Annotated in this window: 14 protein-coding genes; 4 read left to right on the top strand and 10 right to left on the bottom strand. The window is 65.9% G+C overall.

The features are described from left to right. Nucleotides 1-7: 7 nt before the first annotated feature. Nucleotides 8-1192: a DUF7345 domain-containing protein gene (locus A6E15_RS12460; RefSeq protein WP_084177364.1), complete on the bottom strand. Its 1185-nt coding sequence runs from the start codon at nt 1190-1192 to the stop codon at nt 8-10. 169 nt (nt 1193-1361) lie between these two features. On the opposite strand from A6E15_RS12460, the gene A6E15_RS21010 reads away from it, so the two are divergent. After that, the gene (locus A6E15_RS21010; RefSeq protein WP_175607253.1) at nt 1362-3251 is read left to right on the top strand and encodes a hypothetical protein; all 1890 of its coding nucleotides are present in this window, start codon (nt 1362-1364) and stop codon (nt 3249-3251) included. Continuing rightward, nucleotides 3248-4000, top strand: coding sequence for a DUF7345 domain-containing protein (locus A6E15_RS12470; RefSeq protein WP_076146645.1), 753 nt, complete (start codon nt 3248-3250; stop codon nt 3998-4000). The genes A6E15_RS21010 and A6E15_RS12470 overlap by 4 nt, the downstream gene beginning before the upstream one ends. Nucleotides 4001-4223: 223 nt before the next feature. On the opposite strand, the gene A6E15_RS12475 is transcribed toward A6E15_RS12470, so the two are convergent. From A6E15_RS12475 to A6E15_RS12485, 3 genes are all read right to left on the bottom strand, one after another. Further along, nucleotides 4224-5198 (bottom strand): deoxyhypusine synthase, encoded by a 975-nt coding sequence (locus A6E15_RS12475; RefSeq protein WP_076146646.1) that lies wholly within the window; start codon nt 5196-5198, stop codon nt 4224-4226. A 120-nt stretch (nt 5199-5318) separates the two neighbouring features. Then, nucleotides 5319-7343: an AMP-binding protein gene (locus tag A6E15_RS12480; RefSeq protein ID WP_076146648.1), complete on the bottom strand. Its 2025-nt coding sequence runs from the start codon at nt 7341-7343 to the stop codon at nt 5319-5321. A gap of 2 nt (nt 7344-7345) precedes the next feature. After that, entirely contained in the window at nt 7346-8203 is an 858-nt protein-coding gene (locus A6E15_RS12485) for an SDR family NAD(P)-dependent oxidoreductase (protein ID WP_076148330.1), read from the bottom strand. Between the two features lie 225 nt (nt 8204-8428). On the opposite strand from A6E15_RS12485, the gene A6E15_RS12490 reads away from it, so the two are divergent. Continuing rightward, nucleotides 8429-9145: a helix-turn-helix domain-containing protein gene (locus tag A6E15_RS12490; RefSeq protein WP_076146650.1), complete on the top strand. Its 717-nt coding sequence runs from the start codon at nt 8429-8431 to the stop codon at nt 9143-9145. 142 nt (nt 9146-9287) lie between these two features. Here the strand turns inward: A6E15_RS12490 and A6E15_RS12495 are convergent, their stop codons facing one another. The 5 genes from A6E15_RS12495 to A6E15_RS12515 are packed head-to-tail and all read right to left on the bottom strand — an operon-like array spanning nt 9288 to nt 14246. After that, the gene (locus A6E15_RS12495) at nt 9288-10058 is read right to left on the bottom strand and encodes an ABC transporter ATP-binding protein (RefSeq protein WP_076146651.1); all 771 of its coding nucleotides are present in this window, start codon (nt 10056-10058) and stop codon (nt 9288-9290) included. Next, on the bottom strand, nt 10055-10828 hold the full coding sequence (locus A6E15_RS12500) for an ABC transporter ATP-binding protein (protein WP_076146653.1): 774 nt from the start codon (nt 10826-10828) through the stop codon (nt 10055-10057). The genes A6E15_RS12495 and A6E15_RS12500 overlap by 4 nt, the downstream gene beginning before the upstream one ends. Nucleotide 10829: 1 nt before the next feature. Then, the gene (locus A6E15_RS12505) at nt 10830-11972 is read right to left on the bottom strand and encodes a branched-chain amino acid ABC transporter permease (RefSeq protein WP_076146655.1); all 1143 of its coding nucleotides are present in this window, start codon (nt 11970-11972) and stop codon (nt 10830-10832) included. Next, a complete protein-coding gene (locus tag A6E15_RS12510; RefSeq protein ID WP_076146656.1) occupies nt 11969-12889 on the bottom strand; it encodes a branched-chain amino acid ABC transporter permease in 921 nt (306 codons plus the stop codon). The genes A6E15_RS12505 and A6E15_RS12510 overlap by 4 nt, the downstream gene beginning before the upstream one ends. A 28-nt stretch (nt 12890-12917) precedes the next feature. Continuing rightward, on the bottom strand, nt 12918-14246 hold the full coding sequence (locus A6E15_RS12515) for an ABC transporter substrate-binding protein (protein WP_076146658.1): 1329 nt from the start codon (nt 14244-14246) through the stop codon (nt 12918-12920). Between the two features lie 196 nt (nt 14247-14442). On the opposite strand from A6E15_RS12515, the gene A6E15_RS12520 reads away from it, so the two are divergent. Next, nucleotides 14443-17472: a PAS domain-containing sensor histidine kinase gene (locus tag A6E15_RS12520; protein WP_076146660.1), complete on the top strand. Its 3030-nt coding sequence runs from the start codon at nt 14443-14445 to the stop codon at nt 17470-17472. Nucleotides 17473-17475: 3 nt separating this feature from the next. On the opposite strand, the gene A6E15_RS12525 is transcribed toward A6E15_RS12520, so the two are convergent. Continuing rightward, nucleotides 17476-18609, bottom strand: a complete 1134-nt coding sequence (locus A6E15_RS12525) for a M48 family metallopeptidase (protein ID WP_076146662.1) — start codon at nt 18607-18609, stop codon at nt 17476-17478. Nucleotides 18610-18651 lie beyond the last annotated feature (42 nt).

Below are 18651 nucleotides of genomic sequence, written 5' to 3' on the forward strand. Positions count from 1 at the left end.
CCGGTCGCTATCCCGTCTCGTCAGTTGCGTCCTCGAGCAGGTCGATCACGTTCTCACGGCCGATCCGTAGCTTTTCGACGTCGTTTTCCGCCGCCATGCCCGAGACGACTCGCGACGTCTTCGAGGCCGACCACTCGAGTTCCTCGGCGATCGCGGCCTGGCGCATCCGACCGCCGTTTCGCTCGAGAAGCGCGCGGACGCGATCCTCGTCCGTCGCGAGGTCGGCGGGCACTGACGACGCGGCGGTCGATGATACCGAAGATGTCCCGCTCTCGGCTCGAGGCTCGTTCGCGGCGGGCTGTTTCGTGGTGTCGTCCGAACCGTCGTCCGGCGATCCGGTCGGTTCGGAGACCGAGTCACTCCCGAACCGGGGCCACGAGAGGGCTCGAGTGACCTCATCGCGGCCGAACGCGGCCACGACGACGCCGAGGATCGCGAGGATAACGAGTGTTCCACCGAGCAGGAACGAAAGCCGAGGACTCCCTGCCGTTCCGTCGGTATCGCTCTCGGCCGCCGAGTCGGACCCGTCGAAGCGGACCGTCGGCTGTCGGTCGGCGAACTCCTTCGGTCCTCCCCAGACGACGGTCGTGCCGTCGACCTCGTCCGGCGGTGGCGAGGTTTCAACCGGCGCGTATCCAGTCGGTGGGACGATTCGAAGCCGGTCGTCCTCGCCGAGATAGAGGCCGCCCTCGAACACGTCTCCGACGATCATCCCGTTCCCGTCGACCGCGGCGAAGTTTGACCACCGGAACGAGTACGTGACCGTTCCCCACCGTCGGGGGACCTCCTGAATAGAGGTCTCGGCCCGGAACCCGGACGCGTTCATCGATCGACCGGTCGACTCCGACGCGCTGGAAACGACGCCAGTCATGCGGCGCTCGAACTCCTCGACGTAGGAGTCCCGGTCGCTTCGGAACTGCCCCTGAAAGGCCTCGTAATTATCGACGTCCGAGTCGTTTTCGAGCCGCGTGCGAACCGTTACCGACCAGCGTGCAGCCCCGTTCTCGGCGATCGCGATTCGCGTCACCGTCGTATCTGCCTCGGGCGTCTCCGCGGCTCGGACCGAGGGGACGCCGTCGGTGGTCGTCTGGATCGAGTGGCCGACCGCCGACCCGGCCGCGATCGGGACGGCACCGATCGTAAGCATCGCCGCGAAGACCACGACGGTGACTCGATCGAGTGAGTGACGCACGTTCAGTCACGCTTTCGAGAGTCGTTACATAAGCGTACTGTCCCAGCGCCGCAAACGAGTGCAAATCGGTGCAAACGGGCGGGGGACGTGGTCTTCGTCAGTGCAACTCGGCGGGAATCGAGCCCAGTATCGGCCCGGTTTATGTGGCCGATGGCCCGTGATACGATCGATGAGAAATCGACGACTACTGATCGTCGCGATGGCCGTGGTACTCTGTACGAGTGTTCTCGGCCCGGCGGTCGTCGTGGGAACGGCGACCCAGACGGAATCGAGTCAAGACGAACCGAACGACACCTCCGTGACCGTCACGACCGGTGCGCAGCTGTCGACGGTCGTCACCGCGACCAGCGACGACGTGCGCAGTGACTTCGAGAACACCGCGTTCGACGAACGCATGAACCGGAGTAACGACACCGACCGCGCGACCGCGATCGCCGAGCGTGCGGCGGCTCTCGAGAACCGGTCGGCGACGCTCCGAGCCGAGTACGAGAGCGCGACCGAAGCGTACGAGGCCGGCGAGATCGACGAGTCGGCATACGCCCAGCGGCTCGCGTCGCTGAACACGCGGGCGCAAAACGTCGTCTCGAGCTACGATCGGTTCGAGGAACGCGTCGCATCGGTCGAGGAAGTCGACCGGCGTGCCGCCAACGTGACGAGCGACGAGATCGCCGACCAGCGGGCGACGGTCGCCGATCTCACGAGTTCGGGTACCGACGCGCTACTCCGACAGTTCACCGGCGAAGCGGGCGGGAACGCGGAGATCGAGACCGACGATGGCGTCTCGATCGAGGTCGAGACCGACGACGGCGAACGGAGTCGGGAATACGAGCGACCTCGGGACGGGAACGGATCGCTGGCGATCTCCCAGACGGACGCGCTCGCCGCGGCCACCGACGCTCTCTCCGCGGCGGACGGAAACAGTAGTTGGACGCTCGCGGAAGCGGAAACCGACGAAGACGACGGCGTCTACGAGTTCGAGTTCGTCCTGACTGGAACCGAGGCCGGCGAGGCCGAGGCGAGCGTCGACGGCGAGACGGGTACCGTCTTCGAACTCGAGGAGGAGATCGAAACTCGAGGCGACGACGAAGCAGACGATGCGGACGACGAAGCAGACGATGCGGACGACGAAGCAGACGAAGACGAAGCAGACGAAGACGAAGCAGACGATGCGGACGACGAGGACGACGAGCGCCTCGTCGTTCTCGTCGCGTCCGGTTCACCCGGACCCGGCGAGGAGGTGACGCTGCAGTTGCTCGCGAACGGCCAGCCGGCAGCGAACGTGTCGGTCACCGTCAACGACCAGTCAGTCGGCGAGGCCGATGGCGACGGGGAACTCACGATCACCCTGCCGCGCGACGAGGCCGAGATCGAAGCCGAACGCGGAGACGCCGAGAGCGAACTCGAGTTCGAGTTCGCCGAAGAGTCCGACGACGAGAACGACGACGAGAACGACGACTCACAGTTCGACGCCGACGCGACCGTCGACAACGGTACCGTCACCGTCTCTGCGACGTTCGACGAGAGCCCGGTCGCAGGCGCGACCGTCGTCGCGAACGACGAGACGGTCGGGACGACGGGCGAGGACGGCACGATGTCGTTCGCTCTCGACGACGATACCGACGAACTCGAGATCGAGGTACTCCGTGGCGAACTCGAGTCCGAACTCGAGTTCGACCTCGAGAGTGACGGGGATGACGAAGCGGACGACGAAGACGAGGACGAAGAAGATGACGAAGCGGACGACGAGGACGAGGACGAAGAAGATGACGAAGCGGACGACGAAGACGAGGACGAAGAAGATGACGAAGCGGACGACGAAGACGAGGACGAAGAAGATGACGAAGCGGACGACGAAGACGAGGACGAAGAAGATGACGAAGCGGACGACGAAGACGAGGACGAAGAAGATGACGAAGCGGACGACGAAGACGAGGACGAAGAAGATGACGAAGCGGACGACGAAGACGAGGACGAAGAAGATGACGAAGCGGACGACGAGGACGAGGACGAAGAAGATGACGACGAGGACGACGACGAAGACGACGAACTTGATCGATGAGGCGTGGAACTGACCGGGACCGACTGCTGCCGAACGGCACGTATCGAGCGGGACTCCTGTCAGTCGTCCTCGTCGGACTGCTCCTGACGGGGAGCGTCGCTGCGTCCCTCGACGGCGCGCACAGCACTGCTCGCTCGCAGGAAACCGACGCCGACTCAGCGTTCGAGGTCGCTCTCGATTCCGACGGCGACGCGACGGTGATCGTCCACGTCACGTTCGACCTGAGCGACGAGGCGGATCGGGCGGCCTTCGAATCGCTCGAGGCGAACGAGACGAAACGGAGTCAACTCGAAACCCGCACTGAACGGCGATTGCAGACGGTCGCGACGAGCGCGGCCAACGAGACCGGTCGCGAGATGGCGATCGAAGACACGCGCACGTCCTTCGAGACAGACGAAGGGACCGATCGCGGTATCGTTTCCGTCTCGGCGACCTGGACCGAATTCGCGGCTACCGACGACGATCGGCTGACTGTCACCGAGCCGTTCGCCAGTGGCTTCACGTCGGAGCGGCCCGTCGTGATGGCTCTCCCCGAGGGCTACTCGCTCTCGGCGTCCACGCCGGAGCCGAGCGAGCGAACGGACGGACGCATCGTCTGGGACGCGAACACGTCGCTCGAGGGATACGAGGCGGTCGTTACTCCCGCGGACGAATCGGCGGATGAGGGGACCGACGAACAGCCTGGATTCGGCCTCGGGGCAGCAGTTGCGGCGATCGCCGGGAGCGCGTGGCTGTACCGCCGCCGGTAAGCGCAGCGATGCACGGCTCCGGTCGACGCCGGTTCTCGGGAGCCGATCGGATCCGCGCGGACCCGATCGCGACGCTGCCGGCTGCCGGCCGCCCGCCCGACTCGAGTTATCTGGCTAGCGAGCGTCCTCGACGACGACTCCCCGGCGCTACTGCGACAGTAGAAACACGCGGTTTGAACGTGAGGGACGGAGTCCGTCGGTACCGCAACTCGAGGACGGGCCCTCAGAAGTCGAACGCACCGGCGACAAGCAGCGGGAAGACGAGCGTCGCCTCGGCCTCGATCTGGGTGTAGTTCTTCTCGGCCTCCTTGATTTTGCCCCACGAGACGGCCTCGTTCGGCGGCGCGCCCGACAGCGAGCCGTCGCCTTCCATACCGGTCGAGATGTAGACGACGTAGTCGGCGCCGCCGCGGAAGAGGTTCGTCATGATCGCGTGGTGTTTCGGCACGCCGCCGCCGACCGCGATGAGACCGGTGGTGTCGGCCAACAGGCCGTCCTCGATCAGGGAATCGTAGTCGTCCAGAATTTCGATGCCGACCTCCGAGTCGTACCCCTGGCGGTAGTAGTACAGGAAGTTGCCGACCTCGGCGTCGGTCAGCGCCGGACAGTACACCGGGACGTCGTTGTCGGCGGCCTGTTTCAGCACCGAGTCCTCGTCCTCGAGCGTCTCGCCGAGTTCGCGGGCGAAGGCCGTCGGGGTCCGGATCTTCTCCTCCGCGAAGAAGTCGTCGAAGAAGTCATAGAGGTACTCCTCGAGCCAGACGTACCGGTCGGAGGGAACGAAGATGTTGCCGAGGCGGTTGATCCCGCGTTCGCGGAGTTCGACCTCGTCGGCATCCCATTCGCCCATCTTGAACGGCTTGGCCGTCTTGATGACGTCCTCGGTGAGCGATCCGGAGGTCGTGATCAACACGTCGACGTACCCCTCGCGGACGAGCGCGGCGACGACCTCGCGCAGCCCCGAGGAGATGATGTTCGACGTACAGGTCAGATAGATCGTCGCGTCTTCGTCTCGCATTCGCTTTGCGATGTCGATCGCTTCCGCGAGCTGGGTCGCCTGAAAGCCGGTCGTCTCGTAGGACTCGAGCAGTTCACCGAAGTCGAACTCGCCGCGGAAGTCGTAGCCGCGAACGTCGGCCGTCGACAGCTCCTCCTCGCTGCCGGGCACGACGTGATCGCGTGACTCGTCGTCGGTCATATCCCCAGATACTCGGACAGGGGTTTGAATGACTCGAGATCGATCTCGGAACGGGACCGCGTGTCACACGGAGAGTGCGGTCTCGTCGTGGCCGCCTCGAGCCGCGTCGCGTCGGTGGCGCTACCGCGCGTCCTCGAGTTCCTCGAGCGCACTTGGATTCTCGATGCTGCTCATGTCGCCTAAGTCCTCGCCGGTGTAGGTCGCCTGGATGGCCCGGCGGATGATCTTGCCCGACTGCGTTTTGGGGAACTCGTCGACGAACAGGACCTCGCGCGGGCGGAACGGCTTGCCCAACTCCTCGCCGACTTGCGCGCGCAGTTCCTCGCGGAGGTCGTCCGCCTCCGTGACGCCGTCCTCGAGGACGACGTAGGCGACGACGGCGGTCCCGGTGGTGTCGTCGGGCGCGCCGATCGCGGCGGCCTGGTTGACGGCCTCGTGGTCGATGAGCGCGCCTTCGACCTCCGCGGGGCCGACCTTGCGGCCGGCCACGTTGAGTGCGTCGTCGGCCCGACCGTGGAGGAACCAGAAGCCGTCCGCGTCCTTCTGGGCCCAGTCGCCGTGGTCCCACATGTCCTCGAAGGTCGACCAGTACTCCTCGAGGTAGCGCTCGTCGCCGGACCACAGCGACTTGGTCATCGACGGACAGGAGTCACGGGCGACGAGGTAGCCGCGTTCGTTGTCCTCTTTGACCGAATTCCCCTCGCGGTCGACGACGTCGATGTCCATCCCGAGGCCGGGGCCGCCGAGCGTACAGGGCTTGAGCGGTTCGGTCGGCAGCGGCATCAGGAAACAGCCACAGATCTCGGTGCCGCCGGAGATATTGACGATCGGGGCCTCGCCGTCGCCGACGTTCTCGTAGAACCAGTGCCAGGATTCGGGGTCCCAGGGCTCGCCCGTCGAGCCGAGGATCCGCAGCGAGGAGAGGTCGTGGCCGGAGAGCCACTCGTCCCCGTGTTTGCGCAGCGCGCGGATCGCGGTCGGCGAGATCCCGAACTGGGTGAGCTTGTGGCGGTCGATCATCTCCCAGAAGCGATCCGGTTCGGGGTAGTCCGGCGCGCCCTCGTACATGAAGACGGTGCCGCCGAAGGTGTGGGTCCCGATCAGGCTCCAGGGCCCCATCATCCAGCCGATGTCGGAGACCCAGAAGAACCGATCGGCGGGCTCGAGATCCATCCCGAAGTGGACCTCCTTGGGACACTGGACCTGGACCCCCGCGTGGGTGTGGACGATCCCCTTGGGCTTGCCCGTGGTGCCCGACGAGTACAGCAGCATCGACTCCTGACTCGAGGGCAGCGACTTCGTCTCGTACTCGTCGTCGGCCGTCTCGACGGCGTCGGCCCACCACTCGTCGCGGTCGTCGTCCCAGGGGATCTCGCGTTCGCTCCGGTCGTCGCTCGAGCCGAGTCGATCGAAGACGATCGTGTGTTCGACGTGACCGGCCTCGTCGATGGCCTCGTCGGCGGCGGACTTGAGGAAGACCGGGTCGCCGCGCCGATAGAAGCCGTCGCCGGTGAAGAGGACGGTCGGTTCCGAATCCGCGAGTCGGGTCGCGGCCGCGTCGACGCCGAAGCCCGAGAAGATCGGCACCGCGATGGCGCCGACCTTGAAACAGCCATAGAGGATCGAGACGACCTCCGGCACCATCGGCATGTAGAGCCCGACCGTGTCGCCGGTGCCAATGCCGCGTTCCTCGAGCGCGTTCGCGACCTGATTCGCCCCTCGGTGGAGTTCGTGGTACGTGACCTCGCGGACCTCGCCGTGTTCGCCTTCCCAGATCGTGGCGACTTTGTTTCGGCGCTCCTCCTCGAGGGCGGCGTGGCGGTCCACGACGTTGTGGGCGACGTTGAGTTCGCCGCCGGGGTACCAGTCGGTGAACTGCGGACCCTCGCTGTCGTCCCGGATTTCGTCGTAGTCCTCGTAGAACTCGATCCCGAGGTAATCGACCAGTTCGTCCCAGAACCAGTCGACGCCGCTTTCGGGTTCGTCCTCGAGATCGGTCGTCGTTCGCTCGATGAGTTCCTCGTAGTCGTCGATCCCGTACGTCTGCATGAACTCGTAGACGTTCGTCGACTCGAGGAACTCCCGGCTCGGTTCGTGGGCGATCTCGTCGATGTCCTCGAGGCTGGGGCTCGTGTTCCCGGACATTGTCACTCGTAGGTTAGCGTCATGCCACCATCAAACAACAGGTCGCCGCCGTCGAGATGCCGGCCGAGATCCGAGAAGCCGAGCAGAAAGAGATTGGCGACGTCGATGGGTTCCATCATCTCCGTGACCCGGGACTGGCCGAGCATCACGTCCTCGATCACTTCGTCGACCGAGATGCCGCGCTGTTCGGCGGTGTCCTCGAGTTGGGCGGTCACCAGCGGCGTCTTCACGTAGCCGGTGCTGAGCGAGAACGCCCGGATCTTCCCGTCGCCCTCGGCGGCGATCGACTGGGTCAGTCCCCGCAGGCCGAACTTCGAGACGTTGTACGCGACCTTGTCGCTGGTGACGTAGTGGCCGTGGACCGACGCCATGTTGCCGACACAGCCCCGGCCGTCCGCGGTCTCCCGGAAGTGAGGGAGACACAGCTTCGAGAGATACAGCGGGGCCCGGAGCATGATCCGATGCATCGTGTCGTAGGTCTCCATCGGGAACTCGTCGATGGGGTCGATGTGTTGCATCCCGGCGACGTTCGCGAGGTACTTGAGATCGCCAACCTGCGCGGCCTCGTCGACGATCCGCTCGATGTCGTCGTCGACCGTGAGATCGCCGGGGATCGCCTCGATCTCGCCCTCGAGACCGAGGTCCTCGCCGCGAGCTATCGTCCCGGCGAGGCCGTCCTCGTCGACGTCGGTCGCCGCGACGGTGAGGCCGTTTCCGGCGGCGGCCAGCGCGGTCGCTCGGCCGATGCCGGAGGCGGCACCCGTCACGAGACAGACGTTGCGGTCGGTGAACGAATCGTCGGGGAACCGGTAGATCTCCTCGTCGGAGACCGTCGGTGGTGAAAGTTGATTCTGGGACATCGTCACACTCACACCTGTTACTCAGTCTCATTCTAAAACATCGCTGTTCACATGTCAACAACACGTTTCGGACGGTCGTGTCTCGGAAAGGCTCGCAATCGAATTATCGAACTACACTGCGGATGCGCAACGCTAGATGGACAATATATTGGCGAACGTTCGTTTGATCATGATGTATTATAGCAACTATTAAGACCTTGTATGGGAGTCTATGTCTCCCTAGCGATGATCGATCTCGATCTCGATATGCGGCAGTATGATTGTCCGTTTATCGACACGACCGACGATGTAGACGTCGGGTTCTCGGCCGTCCAGTGGCAGCTCGACACTGACGCCGCCAAACTCGAGACGCGGCTCATCGCCAAGGCGGGGTCGAGGGGGGCGCTCGACGACGGCCTCCGCGCGCTCAGAGCCCACCCGAACATGGCGAACTGCTATATCCTCTCGAAGCGGGACAACGTCGCCGAGATCGGGACGAAGATCGAGCAGACCAACGCGATGCGGACGATCCAGCGGAACGGCGGCTACATCACCGGCCCCTTCCGAATCGAGAACGGACGGGAACGGTGGCACGTCGGCTTCGACGCGGACGACGACGAGGACCGGACCCTCGCCGAACTCGAGCGCCACAACGACTTCAGCGTCGAGAACCGCGATCGGGTCGGCCCCTCGACGCTGTTCGATCTCCTCGAACACTCCGAGAGCGCGATGAGCCTGCTCGAGGGGTGTCGTTCACTGACCGAAACCGAACGTGAAACGTTCGAAGTCGCGTCCAGAGAGGGCTACTACGAGACGCCGCGGGAGACGACGCTCGAGGAACTCGCCGACCACTTCGATATCTCGAAGACGGCCGTCTCGATGAACCTCCGCCGGAGCGAACGGAAGGTCCTCGAGGCGGCGATGGGTGCGATCGATCGAATGGACGACGACGAGCGGCTCTAAGACCGACAGTTCTGACTCGTCGCTTGCGATCCGTCGCGGACCGTCAGTCACTCTAGTGCTGCGGATCCGGTACCGCTTCGACCGTCGACGGCACCGGAGAAAACGGGACGACCAATCGAACGGGGTCAGTACGGCGGCGCGATCACTCGCCGCCGCCTTGCATCAGCATCTGGATCTCCTCGTCGGACGAGAGCGCCTCGGGATCGCCGCTGTCGACGATCTCGCCGCGTTCGATCACGTACATTCGGTCGACAATCTCCGGGACGTGACTCGCGTTCGACTCGGCGATGAGTACCGAGATGTCACGGTCGATGATCTCGCGGATGTAGGACTTGACGTTCTCGACGACCACCGGCGCGAGCCCCTCGAGCGGCTCGTCGAGGATGAGCAGGTCCGGCCGGAGCGCGAGCGCCCGGCCGATCGCCGTCATCTTCCCCTGACCGCCGCTCAGGTTCTGTACTTCGGCGTCGCGTCGCTCCTCGAGTTCGTCGAAGAGGTCGAAGACGTCCTCGACGACGGCGTCTTCGTCCTCGATTCCGCGGGCCTTCCCCGCGGTCCAGACCGGGAGCCGGAAGTTCTCCTCGACGGTCATCCCGGTAAAGAGGTCTCGGCTCTCCGGCTGATAGCCGATCCCCCGCTTGGGGATCCGCTCGGGCCGCATATCGAGCAGTTCCTCGCCGCGCAGTCGGATCGATCCGTTCGCGACCGGCGTGAGTCCCATGATCGATCGGAACGTCGAGGTCTTCCCGGCACCGTTGCGGCCGACGAGCGCGACGGCTTCGCCCTCGTTGACCTCGAGGTCGATCCCGTGGGTGACCTCGAACCCCTCGACGGTCGCCGTGAGGTTCGACACCTCGAGCAGCGGGTCGGACCCACCGGGTCCGGCGTCGGAGCCGGGGCCGAGCGTACTCATTCGTCCACCCCAAGCAGGACGCGCCGGAGTTCCGAGTCGGTCTCGAGCAGGGAGGGGTCGCCCTCCCGGAAGACCGCGCCCTCGTGGAGGACCACGAGGCGGTCCGCGTACTCCTTGACGAGGTCCATATCGTGTTCGATCGTCACCGTAGTCACGCCGTCGGCCTCGCTGGCCTCGACGATCGTCTCGATGACGTACTCCTTCTCACGAGTCGCGACGCCGGCCGTCGGCTCGTCGAGCAGCAGGTACGTCGGATCGAGGCCGAACGACATCGCCACGTCCAGCAGTTTCCGGTCGCCGTGGGGGAGCGTCTCGGCCACCTCGTGTTGGACGTCCTCGAGGCGGAACTGCGCGAGGAGGTGGTCGATCTCGCGTTCGACCCCCTCGTGACCGTCGTCGACCGAGCGCATGCTCAACGTCTTCCCGTGGCGGGAGAGGACCGCGACGCGGAGGTTCTCCCGGACGGTCATCTCCTCGAAGACGTGGACGATCTGGAAGCTCCTGACGAGCCCCTGTTTGACTCGGTCTTCGGGAGCCATCTCGGTAATGTCCTCCTCGACGGGCGTGCCGTTTTCTTCGCCGTGGACGACGACCGACCCCTGATCGGGCTCGAGCAGCCCGGTCAACAGGTTGATCAGCGTCGTCTTGCCGGCCCCGTTGGGGCCGACGATGAACACCATTTCGCCGGCGGTCTCGCCGAACGTCAGCGAGACGTCGTCGGTGGCGCGCAGTTCTCCGAACTCCTTGCGAAGGTCTCGTGCTTCGAGCATCTCAGTTCACCCCGAAAACGATGATTCGAACGGTAGTTACGGCGCGAGTCACGCCTCGCCGGATCGACGACCCGATCGCCGCAATGTCGTCCCGGAGCAGTCCGGGGTCGCGACGGCGTCGTGCCAGTCCGGTGCCGATCTTCGGGACCGACCCCAGAATTCCCTCGGGCAGGAAGAGGACGACTCCGATCAACACCAGTCCGGTCACGGCGTTGTAATACTCCACGTAGAACGGCGCCTGAATCAGCAGGTAGACGAGGACGACACCGCCGACGACGGGCCCGACGAGCGTTCCGAACCCGCCGAGGATCGCCATGAACAGGATCTCGCCGGAGACGAACGCGTAGAGGGTCGGATCCGGACTGACGTGTAACTGCAGGAGCGCGAACAGCCCGCCGGCGAGCCCGCCGTAGATCCCCGAGATCACGAACGCGATCCAGACGTACTTCTCGACGGGGATACCGACGAACCTGGCCCGCGTTCGGTCCTGTCCGATCGCATCCAGCGCCCGGCCGAACGGCGAGTTGACGAGCTTCCACATCACCAGCAGCGAGCCGACGAGGACGACGACCGTAAAGTAGTACAGGATCAGGTCGTACCCCGTCGACGTCCACTGAAGGCCGAACAGCGTCGGCGGATTCAGCCCGTCGGGGCGGACGCTGAGCCCGTCGCTGTAATTGAAGTAGCCGCTCTGCAGGACGAACGCGTACAGGACCTGGTTGAACGCGAGCGTCAGCAGCGCGAAGTAGATGTCGAGGTAGCCGGAGACGAAGTACCCGATCAGCACCGCGATCGTGGTCGCCGCCAGGACGCCGCCGAGCAGCAACAGGAGGCCGCTCGAGACCTCGAAGTGCGACGCCAGCACCGCGGCACCGTAGGCGCCGACGCCGAAGAACGCCGCGTGGCCGAACGAAACCAGTTCGGTGTGGCGCAACAGCAGGTTCAAACCGACCGCGGCGAGGCCGAAGAGGATCCCGCGGTGGATCGCCTGGAACGAGAGGCCGGTGAGCCGCGTGATGTCGGGTACCGCAAAGAGGACGACGAGCCCGACGACAGCCAGCACCGACTGCGTCTTGGTGAGTTCCATCCCCTCCGACAGCCGGACGCGGGTCTCGCCGTCCCGGTCGACGAGGAAGCGGCTCATTGTATCTCACCCCACGTTCCGTACAGGCCCTCGGGCCTGACCAGCAGGACGAGCACCATCAGCAAGAACGGGACAGCCAACTCGAGTTGCGGGAAGTACGGCGTCACGATCCGGCTGGAGACGCCGACCAGCAGCGCACCGACGAACGCGCCCCGCAGGCTGCCGAGCCCGCCGATGACGATCACGACGAACGACAGCACCAGCCACCTGAGACCCATACCGAGGGAGGCGCTGCCCGGGCCGATACTGACCATCGCGCCGCCGAACCCGGCGAAGAACGCACCGATCGCGAACACGAGCGTGAACATGCGGTCCGTGCTGACGCCGATCGCCGTCGACATCTCGCGATTGATTGCAGTTGCCCGCACGATACGGCCGGTCTTCGTCCGATCGAAGAACCAGACGAGCCAGCCAAACACCGCGACGCCGATCAGGATGACGAGGACGTTGTACGAGGGGTAGCTGAACCCGACGAGTTCGGTCGTCGGGATCTCGTTGATACCGCTGAAAACCCCCACGTCGACCGGCGACGGCCCCCAGACGAACTTCATCACGTCGGTGAGGACCAGCAGGAGTCCGTAGGTCAACAGGAGCTGGTAAACCTCGTCCCGGTCGTAGATCGGTCTGACGAACGTCGCCTCGAGCGCGCCGCCGACCGGTAACAACACGGCCGCGGCCGCGAGCGAGCCGGCGAGGACGACGAGAGCGAAGACGATCGCCGTCACGGGTCCGGTCGGTGCCGCGACCTGTCCGGCGAAGAAGCCGACGATACTGAAGGCACAGAACGCACCCAGCGCGTACAGTTCGCCGTGTGCGAGGTTGAGGATGCCAAGCACGCCGAAGATGATCGTCATCCCCGACGCGATCATGAACAGCACCGAGCCGTAGTAGAGCCCGTTGAGTACGTGTTCGAGCATAGTTACTGGAAGCGATTTCGCACGGCGGTTACCAGCTCCCGATCCAGTCGGCGGAGATCTCGCCCGGCGGCGGCGACACGTTCTTCGCGGCGAAGACGTTCACGTTCGCGAGCGCCGCGGCGTCGTGTTCGTCCGACCAGGTCAGTTCGCCGAAGTGGGCGTTGGAGTAGCCCTGATGGTCCGCGCCGATGGTGTGGTACCCCGCCGGCGTGAAGAAGCCGTGATTCTCGAGGACCATGGCGAGTTCCTCCTGTTCCGGCCAGCGGCCGAGGAGACGGACGGCCTTCTCGGCGGCCGTGGCCCACGCCGTCACCGCGCCGTAGCCGCTCATGAAGTGGGCCGTCGGGACGACGCCGTACTCGCTTTGAACCTCGTCGACCAGGTCCGCGGCCGGGCTCCACCGGTCGGTCGAGGGCTCGCCCCAGTAGAAGTTCCGCGATCCCGAGTAGATCGGTCCCCGAACCAGGTCCTCGCTCAGGTCGTTGGCCGAGCCATAGAGGACCGGTCCGACCAGCACGTCGATGGCGTCGAACATGTCGTTGGCGTGGCCCTGCTCGAGCAGCAGCGTCGCGTCGCCGCCCCAGCAACTCGAGAAGACGACGTCGGGGGCCTCACTGTTGACCTCGGTGATGTGAGTTGACATGTCACCTGTCCCCAGATCCGGAAAGCCACTGTATACCTCTTCGGCCCCGGTGAGCTGTTCGATTCCCGCCGAGAACAGCTCCATCTCGTCCTGTCCGAACGCGTAGTTGGGGTTGATTCCGGCGTACGTGTCGATCGAGTCCGCGCCGAGGACTTCGACCGCCTGCTCGACCGCCGCGAGCGCCTCCATCACGTCGTGATTCTGGAACCGGAACGAGTAGGTCACGTCCGGGAAGTCCTCCTCGTAGAGCGTCGTCACCGTCCCGTCGGTGGAGACGTTGATGACTTCCTGGGCTTCGATCTCCGGAACCATCTCCGCGTGACCGCTGCTCGAGATCGGACCGAAGGTTACGTCTTTCCCGTCGTCGACGAACTGCTGATAGTTGGTGAGATACGCGTCGCTCTCCTCGACGACGTCGAGGTTCATCTGCCGCCCGGCGATCCCGTCGTTTTCGTTGATCCGTCTGACCGCGGTTTCGGCACCGTACCGGGCCTGAACGCCGAGTACCGACGGCGCGCCCTCGGTGAACGTCTGCAGTCCGGATTCGACCGGTTCGTCCGGAACGTCGGCGTCCGCCAGCGGATCGTCCTCGCCCTCGAGGAGTTCCGTACACCCGGCCAGTGCGACCGCAAGCGCCGAGCCGCCGACGGTTTTCAGAAGCGTTCGTCGATCGATTCCACCGGTCTCCATCGCGTCGGTTAGTCCAGTCGTCATCGATAGTATTCACCGTTCAGTGGCTGTCTCGCCATACCTATGAGAAACACTACCAATCCAAATAGGCGAACGTGTACATGTTAACAGCGGGCTCGCTACCGGGTGCGTGGCCGGTTGACGGACCTGTCCTCGAGGTTCGCATCGAGCGACGCGAGCCGGCGAGCGTTTTTTGCCGTTCTACGGTGTTCGACGTAGCATGAGTACGCGAGCGGGTGCTGACGGGGACGCCTTCTGGGGCGACGCCGACGACGGCGTCGCGCTCGAGCGCTATCGGACGCTCGTGAACACGATCGACGACGCGATCTACCAGCTCGACGCCGACGGTCGCTTCGTCGCGGTCAACGACGTGATCGTCGAGGCGACCGGCTACGCCCGCGAGGACCTCCTCGGTGAACACGTCTCGCTCGTCTTCGCCGACGCCGACGTGGCCCGTATCGAACGCGAGGTCGCGGCCCGGATCGACGCGGACGACGACGTGATCGCGACGTTCGAACTGGCCGTTCGAACCGCCGACGGCGACGCGATCCCCTTCGAACTCCGCGTCAACCCGCTGCTCGAGGACGGCGAGTTCCGGGGGACGCTCGGCGTCGCCCGCGACCGCTCCGAGAAGCGCCGTCGACAGGACACGCTCGCGTCGGCGATCGCGTCCTACGAGTCGATCACGAGTATCATCGACGGGGCCGACATCGGCGTCGTCGTCCTCGGCGACGGGGGCGAGGTCGAGTGGGCCGACGAGAGCGTCGAGGAGTACTTCGGCGTCGATCGCGCGACCCTCATCGGGCGGGACGGCCGATCGGTCGTCGACGATCTCGCGTCCAGCGTCGAGGACCCCGAATCGTTCGCGACGACGGTCCGTTCGTCGTACCACGACGGCTGTTACGTCGACGGGTTCGAGTGTCGGGTCACCGGCGACGGCGACCGGGAGGAGCGCTGGCTTTCCTACCGGAGTAAGCCGATCGAATCGGGGGCGTTCGCCGGCGGACGGGTCGAGTTCTACTACGACGTCACCGACCAGAAGGAGTCGGAGGGCGCGCTCCGGGAGCGCGAAGCGGCGTTCCGGTCGCTGGTCGACGCCGTCGAGGAGTACGCCATCTTCCGACTCGATACGGACGGGCGCGTCGTCAGCTGGAACGAGGGCGCGCGCCAGATCAAGGGCTACGAGCGCGCGACGATCCTGAGCGAACACTTCTCGCGGTTCTACACCGACGCGGACCGGGCCGCGGGCGTTCCCGAGCGGAACCTCGAGCGGGCCCTCGAGAACGGCTCCGTCGAAGACGAGGGGTGGCGCGTTCGCGCGGACGGCACGCGGTTCTGGGCGACCGCCACGATCACGTCGGTCCGGGACGACGACGGCACCCATCGGGGCTATCTGAAGGTGACCCGCGACATGACGGACCGCCGGGAGCGCGAACGCGAACTCGAGAGCGAACTCCAGCGCATCCTCGGGCGAATCTCAGACGCCTTCTACGCGGTCGACGACGAGTTCCGGTTCACCCACGTCAACGATCGCGCGGCGGAACTGCTGCAACGCTCCGAGGAGGAACTGCTCGGGGAGTGCCTCTGGGACGTGTTCCCCGACCTCCGCGAGATCGACGAGGTCTGGGACGCCTTCCACGCGGCGCTGGAGACCCAGGAACCGACCAGCTACGAACTCTACTACGAAACGCTCGATTTCCGCGTCGAGGCGAACCTCTACCCCTCAGAGACGGGTATCTCGGTTTACTTCCGGGACATCACCGAGCGCCGGGAACGGAAACGCGAACTCGAGCGGACCGAGCGGCGCTTCGAGGCCATCTTCGAGGACCCGAACATCCTCGTGGGGCTGCTCGAGCCCGACGGGACGGTGATCGACGTCAACGGGACGGCCATGGAGTACGTCGACGCGGACCTGACGGACGTGATCGGCGAACAGTTCTGTGAGACGCCGTGGTGGGGCGGGGAGTCCGCGGACGTTCGACCGGACGTCAGGGAGTGGACCGAACGGGCCGCCGACGGCGAGTACGTCACCTTCGAGGCCGATCTCGCCCGACCGGACGGGGAGCGATACACCCTCAAGGGCGTCTTCCGGCCGGTCACGGACGACGACGGCGACGTCGTCTCGATCGTCGTCTCGGACCGTGACATCACGGAGCGCAAGAAACGCGAGCGCGAACTCGAGGAGTCCGAACAGCGCTATCGCACCCTGGCCGAGAACTTCCCGAACGGCGTCGTCACGCTGTTCGACCACGATCTCGAGTACACGCTGGCGGCGGGCCAGGGCTTCGAGAAGATTCAGGTCGATCCGGCCGACATCGAGGGCAACCACTACAGGGGCGCCTGGGGCGAGACGACCGGCGACGCGCTCGAGCCGGCGCTCCGTGGCGCGCTCGCGGGCGAGCAGCGGACGGTCGAGCTCGAGTACGCCGGTCGCGAGTGGGTCGTCTACACGGTCCCGATCACCGACACCCGCGGCGACGTCTTCGCCGGCGTGACGATGGCCCACGACATCACCGAGCGCAAGGAGTACCAGCGCAGACTCGAGGAGACCGTCGATCGCCTCGAGGAGTCGAACAAACGCCTCGAGCAGTTCGCCTACGCCGCCTCCCACGACTTACAGGAACCTCTGCGGATGGTCTCGAGCTACCTCCAGCTGATCGAGGGCCGCTACGCCGACGCGCTCGATTCGGACGGCCGGGAGTTCCTCGAGTACGCCGTCGACGGTGCCGAACGGATGCGCGACATGATCGACGGGCTGCTGGCGTACTCGCGGGTCGAAACCCAGGGCGACCCGCTCGAGCCCGTCGCCCTCGAGACCGTCTTCGACGACGTCCTCGAGGACCTACAGTTACGGCTCGAGGAGACCGACGCGACGGTCGAGGTCGGGGAGCTGCCACGGGTCGAAGGCGACGCCAGCCAGTTGCGACAGGTGTTCCAGAACCTCTTGGGTAACGCCCTCGAGTACAGCGGCGACGACCCGCCGCGGATCGAGATCTCGGCCGAACGACGCGGCGAGCAGCAGGTAATTTCGGTCCGCGACGAGGGGATCGGAATCGACCCCGACGCGCAGGACCGCATCTTCGAAGTCTTCGAGCGACTCCACAGCCGCGAGGCCCACTCCGGTACCGGGATCGGGCTCGCGCTCTGTCAGCGCATCGCCGAACGCCACGGCGGCGAGATCCGCGTCGACTCCGAACCGGGCGAGGGGTCGACGTTCTCGGTCGTACTGCCCGCGGCGGACACCGAGTGAGTCTCACGCGTCCTCGTGCCGACGCCGCTCGAGCGCCCGTAGCTCCTCGACCCGGGCCTCGGTCGACGGATGCGTCGCGGGCCGCCACCGGAGCAGCCGACGGACGGCCGCGGCCGTCGGGCGAACGAGCCGCACGTGGAGCCACACTAGCCCCCGGTTCAGCCCGCGCGGTTCCGCCGGCCCCTCGAGCGAGACCGGCGGCAGATACCGTTCGACCCAGTGGGCCTCGCCGTCGTCATCGTCTTCCGCGACGGGCAACGGTCGCGACACGATCCCCAGCGTCGCGCTCGCGTGCAGTCGGGCGTCCCGTTCGGGGCGCGGATCCGCGAGCGTCTCGAGGGCGCTCGCCAGCGCGGCCGGATCGCCGGTGAGCCGACTCGCGCCGCGGTCGGCGGCGTACTCGCGGGCCTTCGCGAACAGGCCGAGCGCGATCGCGTTCACGCCGAGCAGCCCCCGCGCGACCGCGCTCACGACGAGGCACGCGACCCCGATCGCGAGGATCGGCACCGCGAGGACGAAGATACCGACCCCGGTGAAGAGGCCGAGCAACACCGCGTTCTCGAGGACGCGACGGAGCAACCGCTCGCGATCGAGCAATCGATCGCCGATCGCGACGGTCGCGGCGACGGCCGTGACGACCGGGAGGTCCCGGTTCGCGACGTGTGCGACCTCGTGGGCGAGGGCCGCGTCGAGTTCGTCGTCATCGAGTTCCGCGAGCAGCCCCCTCGTCACCACGATCGTCGGCGAGCGGCGGCTCCCGACGGTCAGACAGGTCGGTTCGGCGCGCTCGGCGACGGCCACCGAGGGCACCGGAACGGCCGCCTGCGTCGCCAGCCGTCGGACGCGTCCGGCGACGTTTCTCGGGCCGTCCCCCTCGGGCACCGTCACCTCGAGCCCGGCGACGGCGGATCGCGAGCCGTATCCCGCCTGCAGGGCGACGAGACCGACCGCTCCGAGGAGGACCGCTCCGACGACGGCCGGAACGCCGACGACGGCCGGGCGGGACCAGCCGCTCGCCGCCGCCACGCGGAGCCCGCTCCAGGCGAGAACCGAGAGGACGCCGACGTTGACGCCGACCACCAGCGCGAGGGCACCGACGATCCGGAACTGGAGCCGTCGATCCGGCGAGAGTGCCATACTGTCAGTTCGATACCGTGTTTTCAACAGTGTTGCGGTCGT

It is taken from the genome of Natrinema saccharevitans (assembly GCF_001953745.1).
Taxonomy (GTDB): Archaea; Halobacteriota; Halobacteria; order Halobacteriales; family Natrialbaceae; genus Natrinema; species Natrinema saccharevitans.

What these genes read in the sequence shown, in the direction of transcription:
- A6E15_RS12500 (WP_076146653.1), bottom strand. Translation starts at nt 10,828, where the DNA reads ATGCTCGAAGCACGAGACCTTCGCAAGGAGTTCGGAGAACTGCGCGCC.
- A6E15_RS12480 (WP_076146648.1), bottom strand. Translation starts at nt 7,343, where the DNA reads ATGTCCGGGAACACGAGCCCCAGCCTCGAGGACATCGACGAGATCGCC.
- A6E15_RS12475 (WP_076146646.1), bottom strand. Translation starts at nt 5,198, where the DNA reads ATGACCGACGACGAGTCACGCGATCACGTCGTGCCCGGCAGCGAGGAG.
- A6E15_RS12525 (WP_076146662.1), bottom strand. Translation starts at nt 18,609, where the DNA reads ATGGCACTCTCGCCGGATCGACGGCTCCAGTTCCGGATCGTCGGTGCC.
- A6E15_RS12485 (WP_076148330.1), bottom strand. Translation starts at nt 8,203, where the DNA reads ATGTCCCAGAATCAACTTTCACCACCGACGGTCTCCGACGAGGAGATC.
- A6E15_RS12470 (WP_076146645.1), top strand. Translation starts at nt 3,248, where the DNA reads ATGAGGCGTGGAACTGACCGGGACCGACTGCTGCCGAACGGCACGTAT.
- A6E15_RS12515 (WP_076146658.1), bottom strand. Translation starts at nt 14,246, where the DNA reads ATGACGACTGGACTAACCGACGCGATGGAGACCGGTGGAATCGATCGA.
- A6E15_RS12505 (WP_076146655.1), bottom strand. Translation starts at nt 11,972, where the DNA reads ATGAGCCGCTTCCTCGTCGACCGGGACGGCGAGACCCGCGTCCGGCTG.
- A6E15_RS12495 (WP_076146651.1), bottom strand. Translation starts at nt 10,058, where the DNA reads ATGAGTACGCTCGGCCCCGGCTCCGACGCCGGACCCGGTGGGTCCGAC.
- A6E15_RS21010 (WP_175607253.1), top strand. Translation starts at nt 1,362, where the DNA reads ATGAGAAATCGACGACTACTGATCGTCGCGATGGCCGTGGTACTCTGT.
- A6E15_RS12510 (WP_076146656.1), bottom strand. Translation starts at nt 12,889, where the DNA reads ATGCTCGAACACGTACTCAACGGGCTCTACTACGGCTCGGTGCTGTTC.
- A6E15_RS12490 (WP_076146650.1), top strand. Translation starts at nt 8,429, where the DNA reads ATGATCGATCTCGATCTCGATATGCGGCAGTATGATTGTCCGTTTATC.
- A6E15_RS12520 (WP_076146660.1), top strand. Translation starts at nt 14,443, where the DNA reads ATGAGTACGCGAGCGGGTGCTGACGGGGACGCCTTCTGGGGCGACGCC.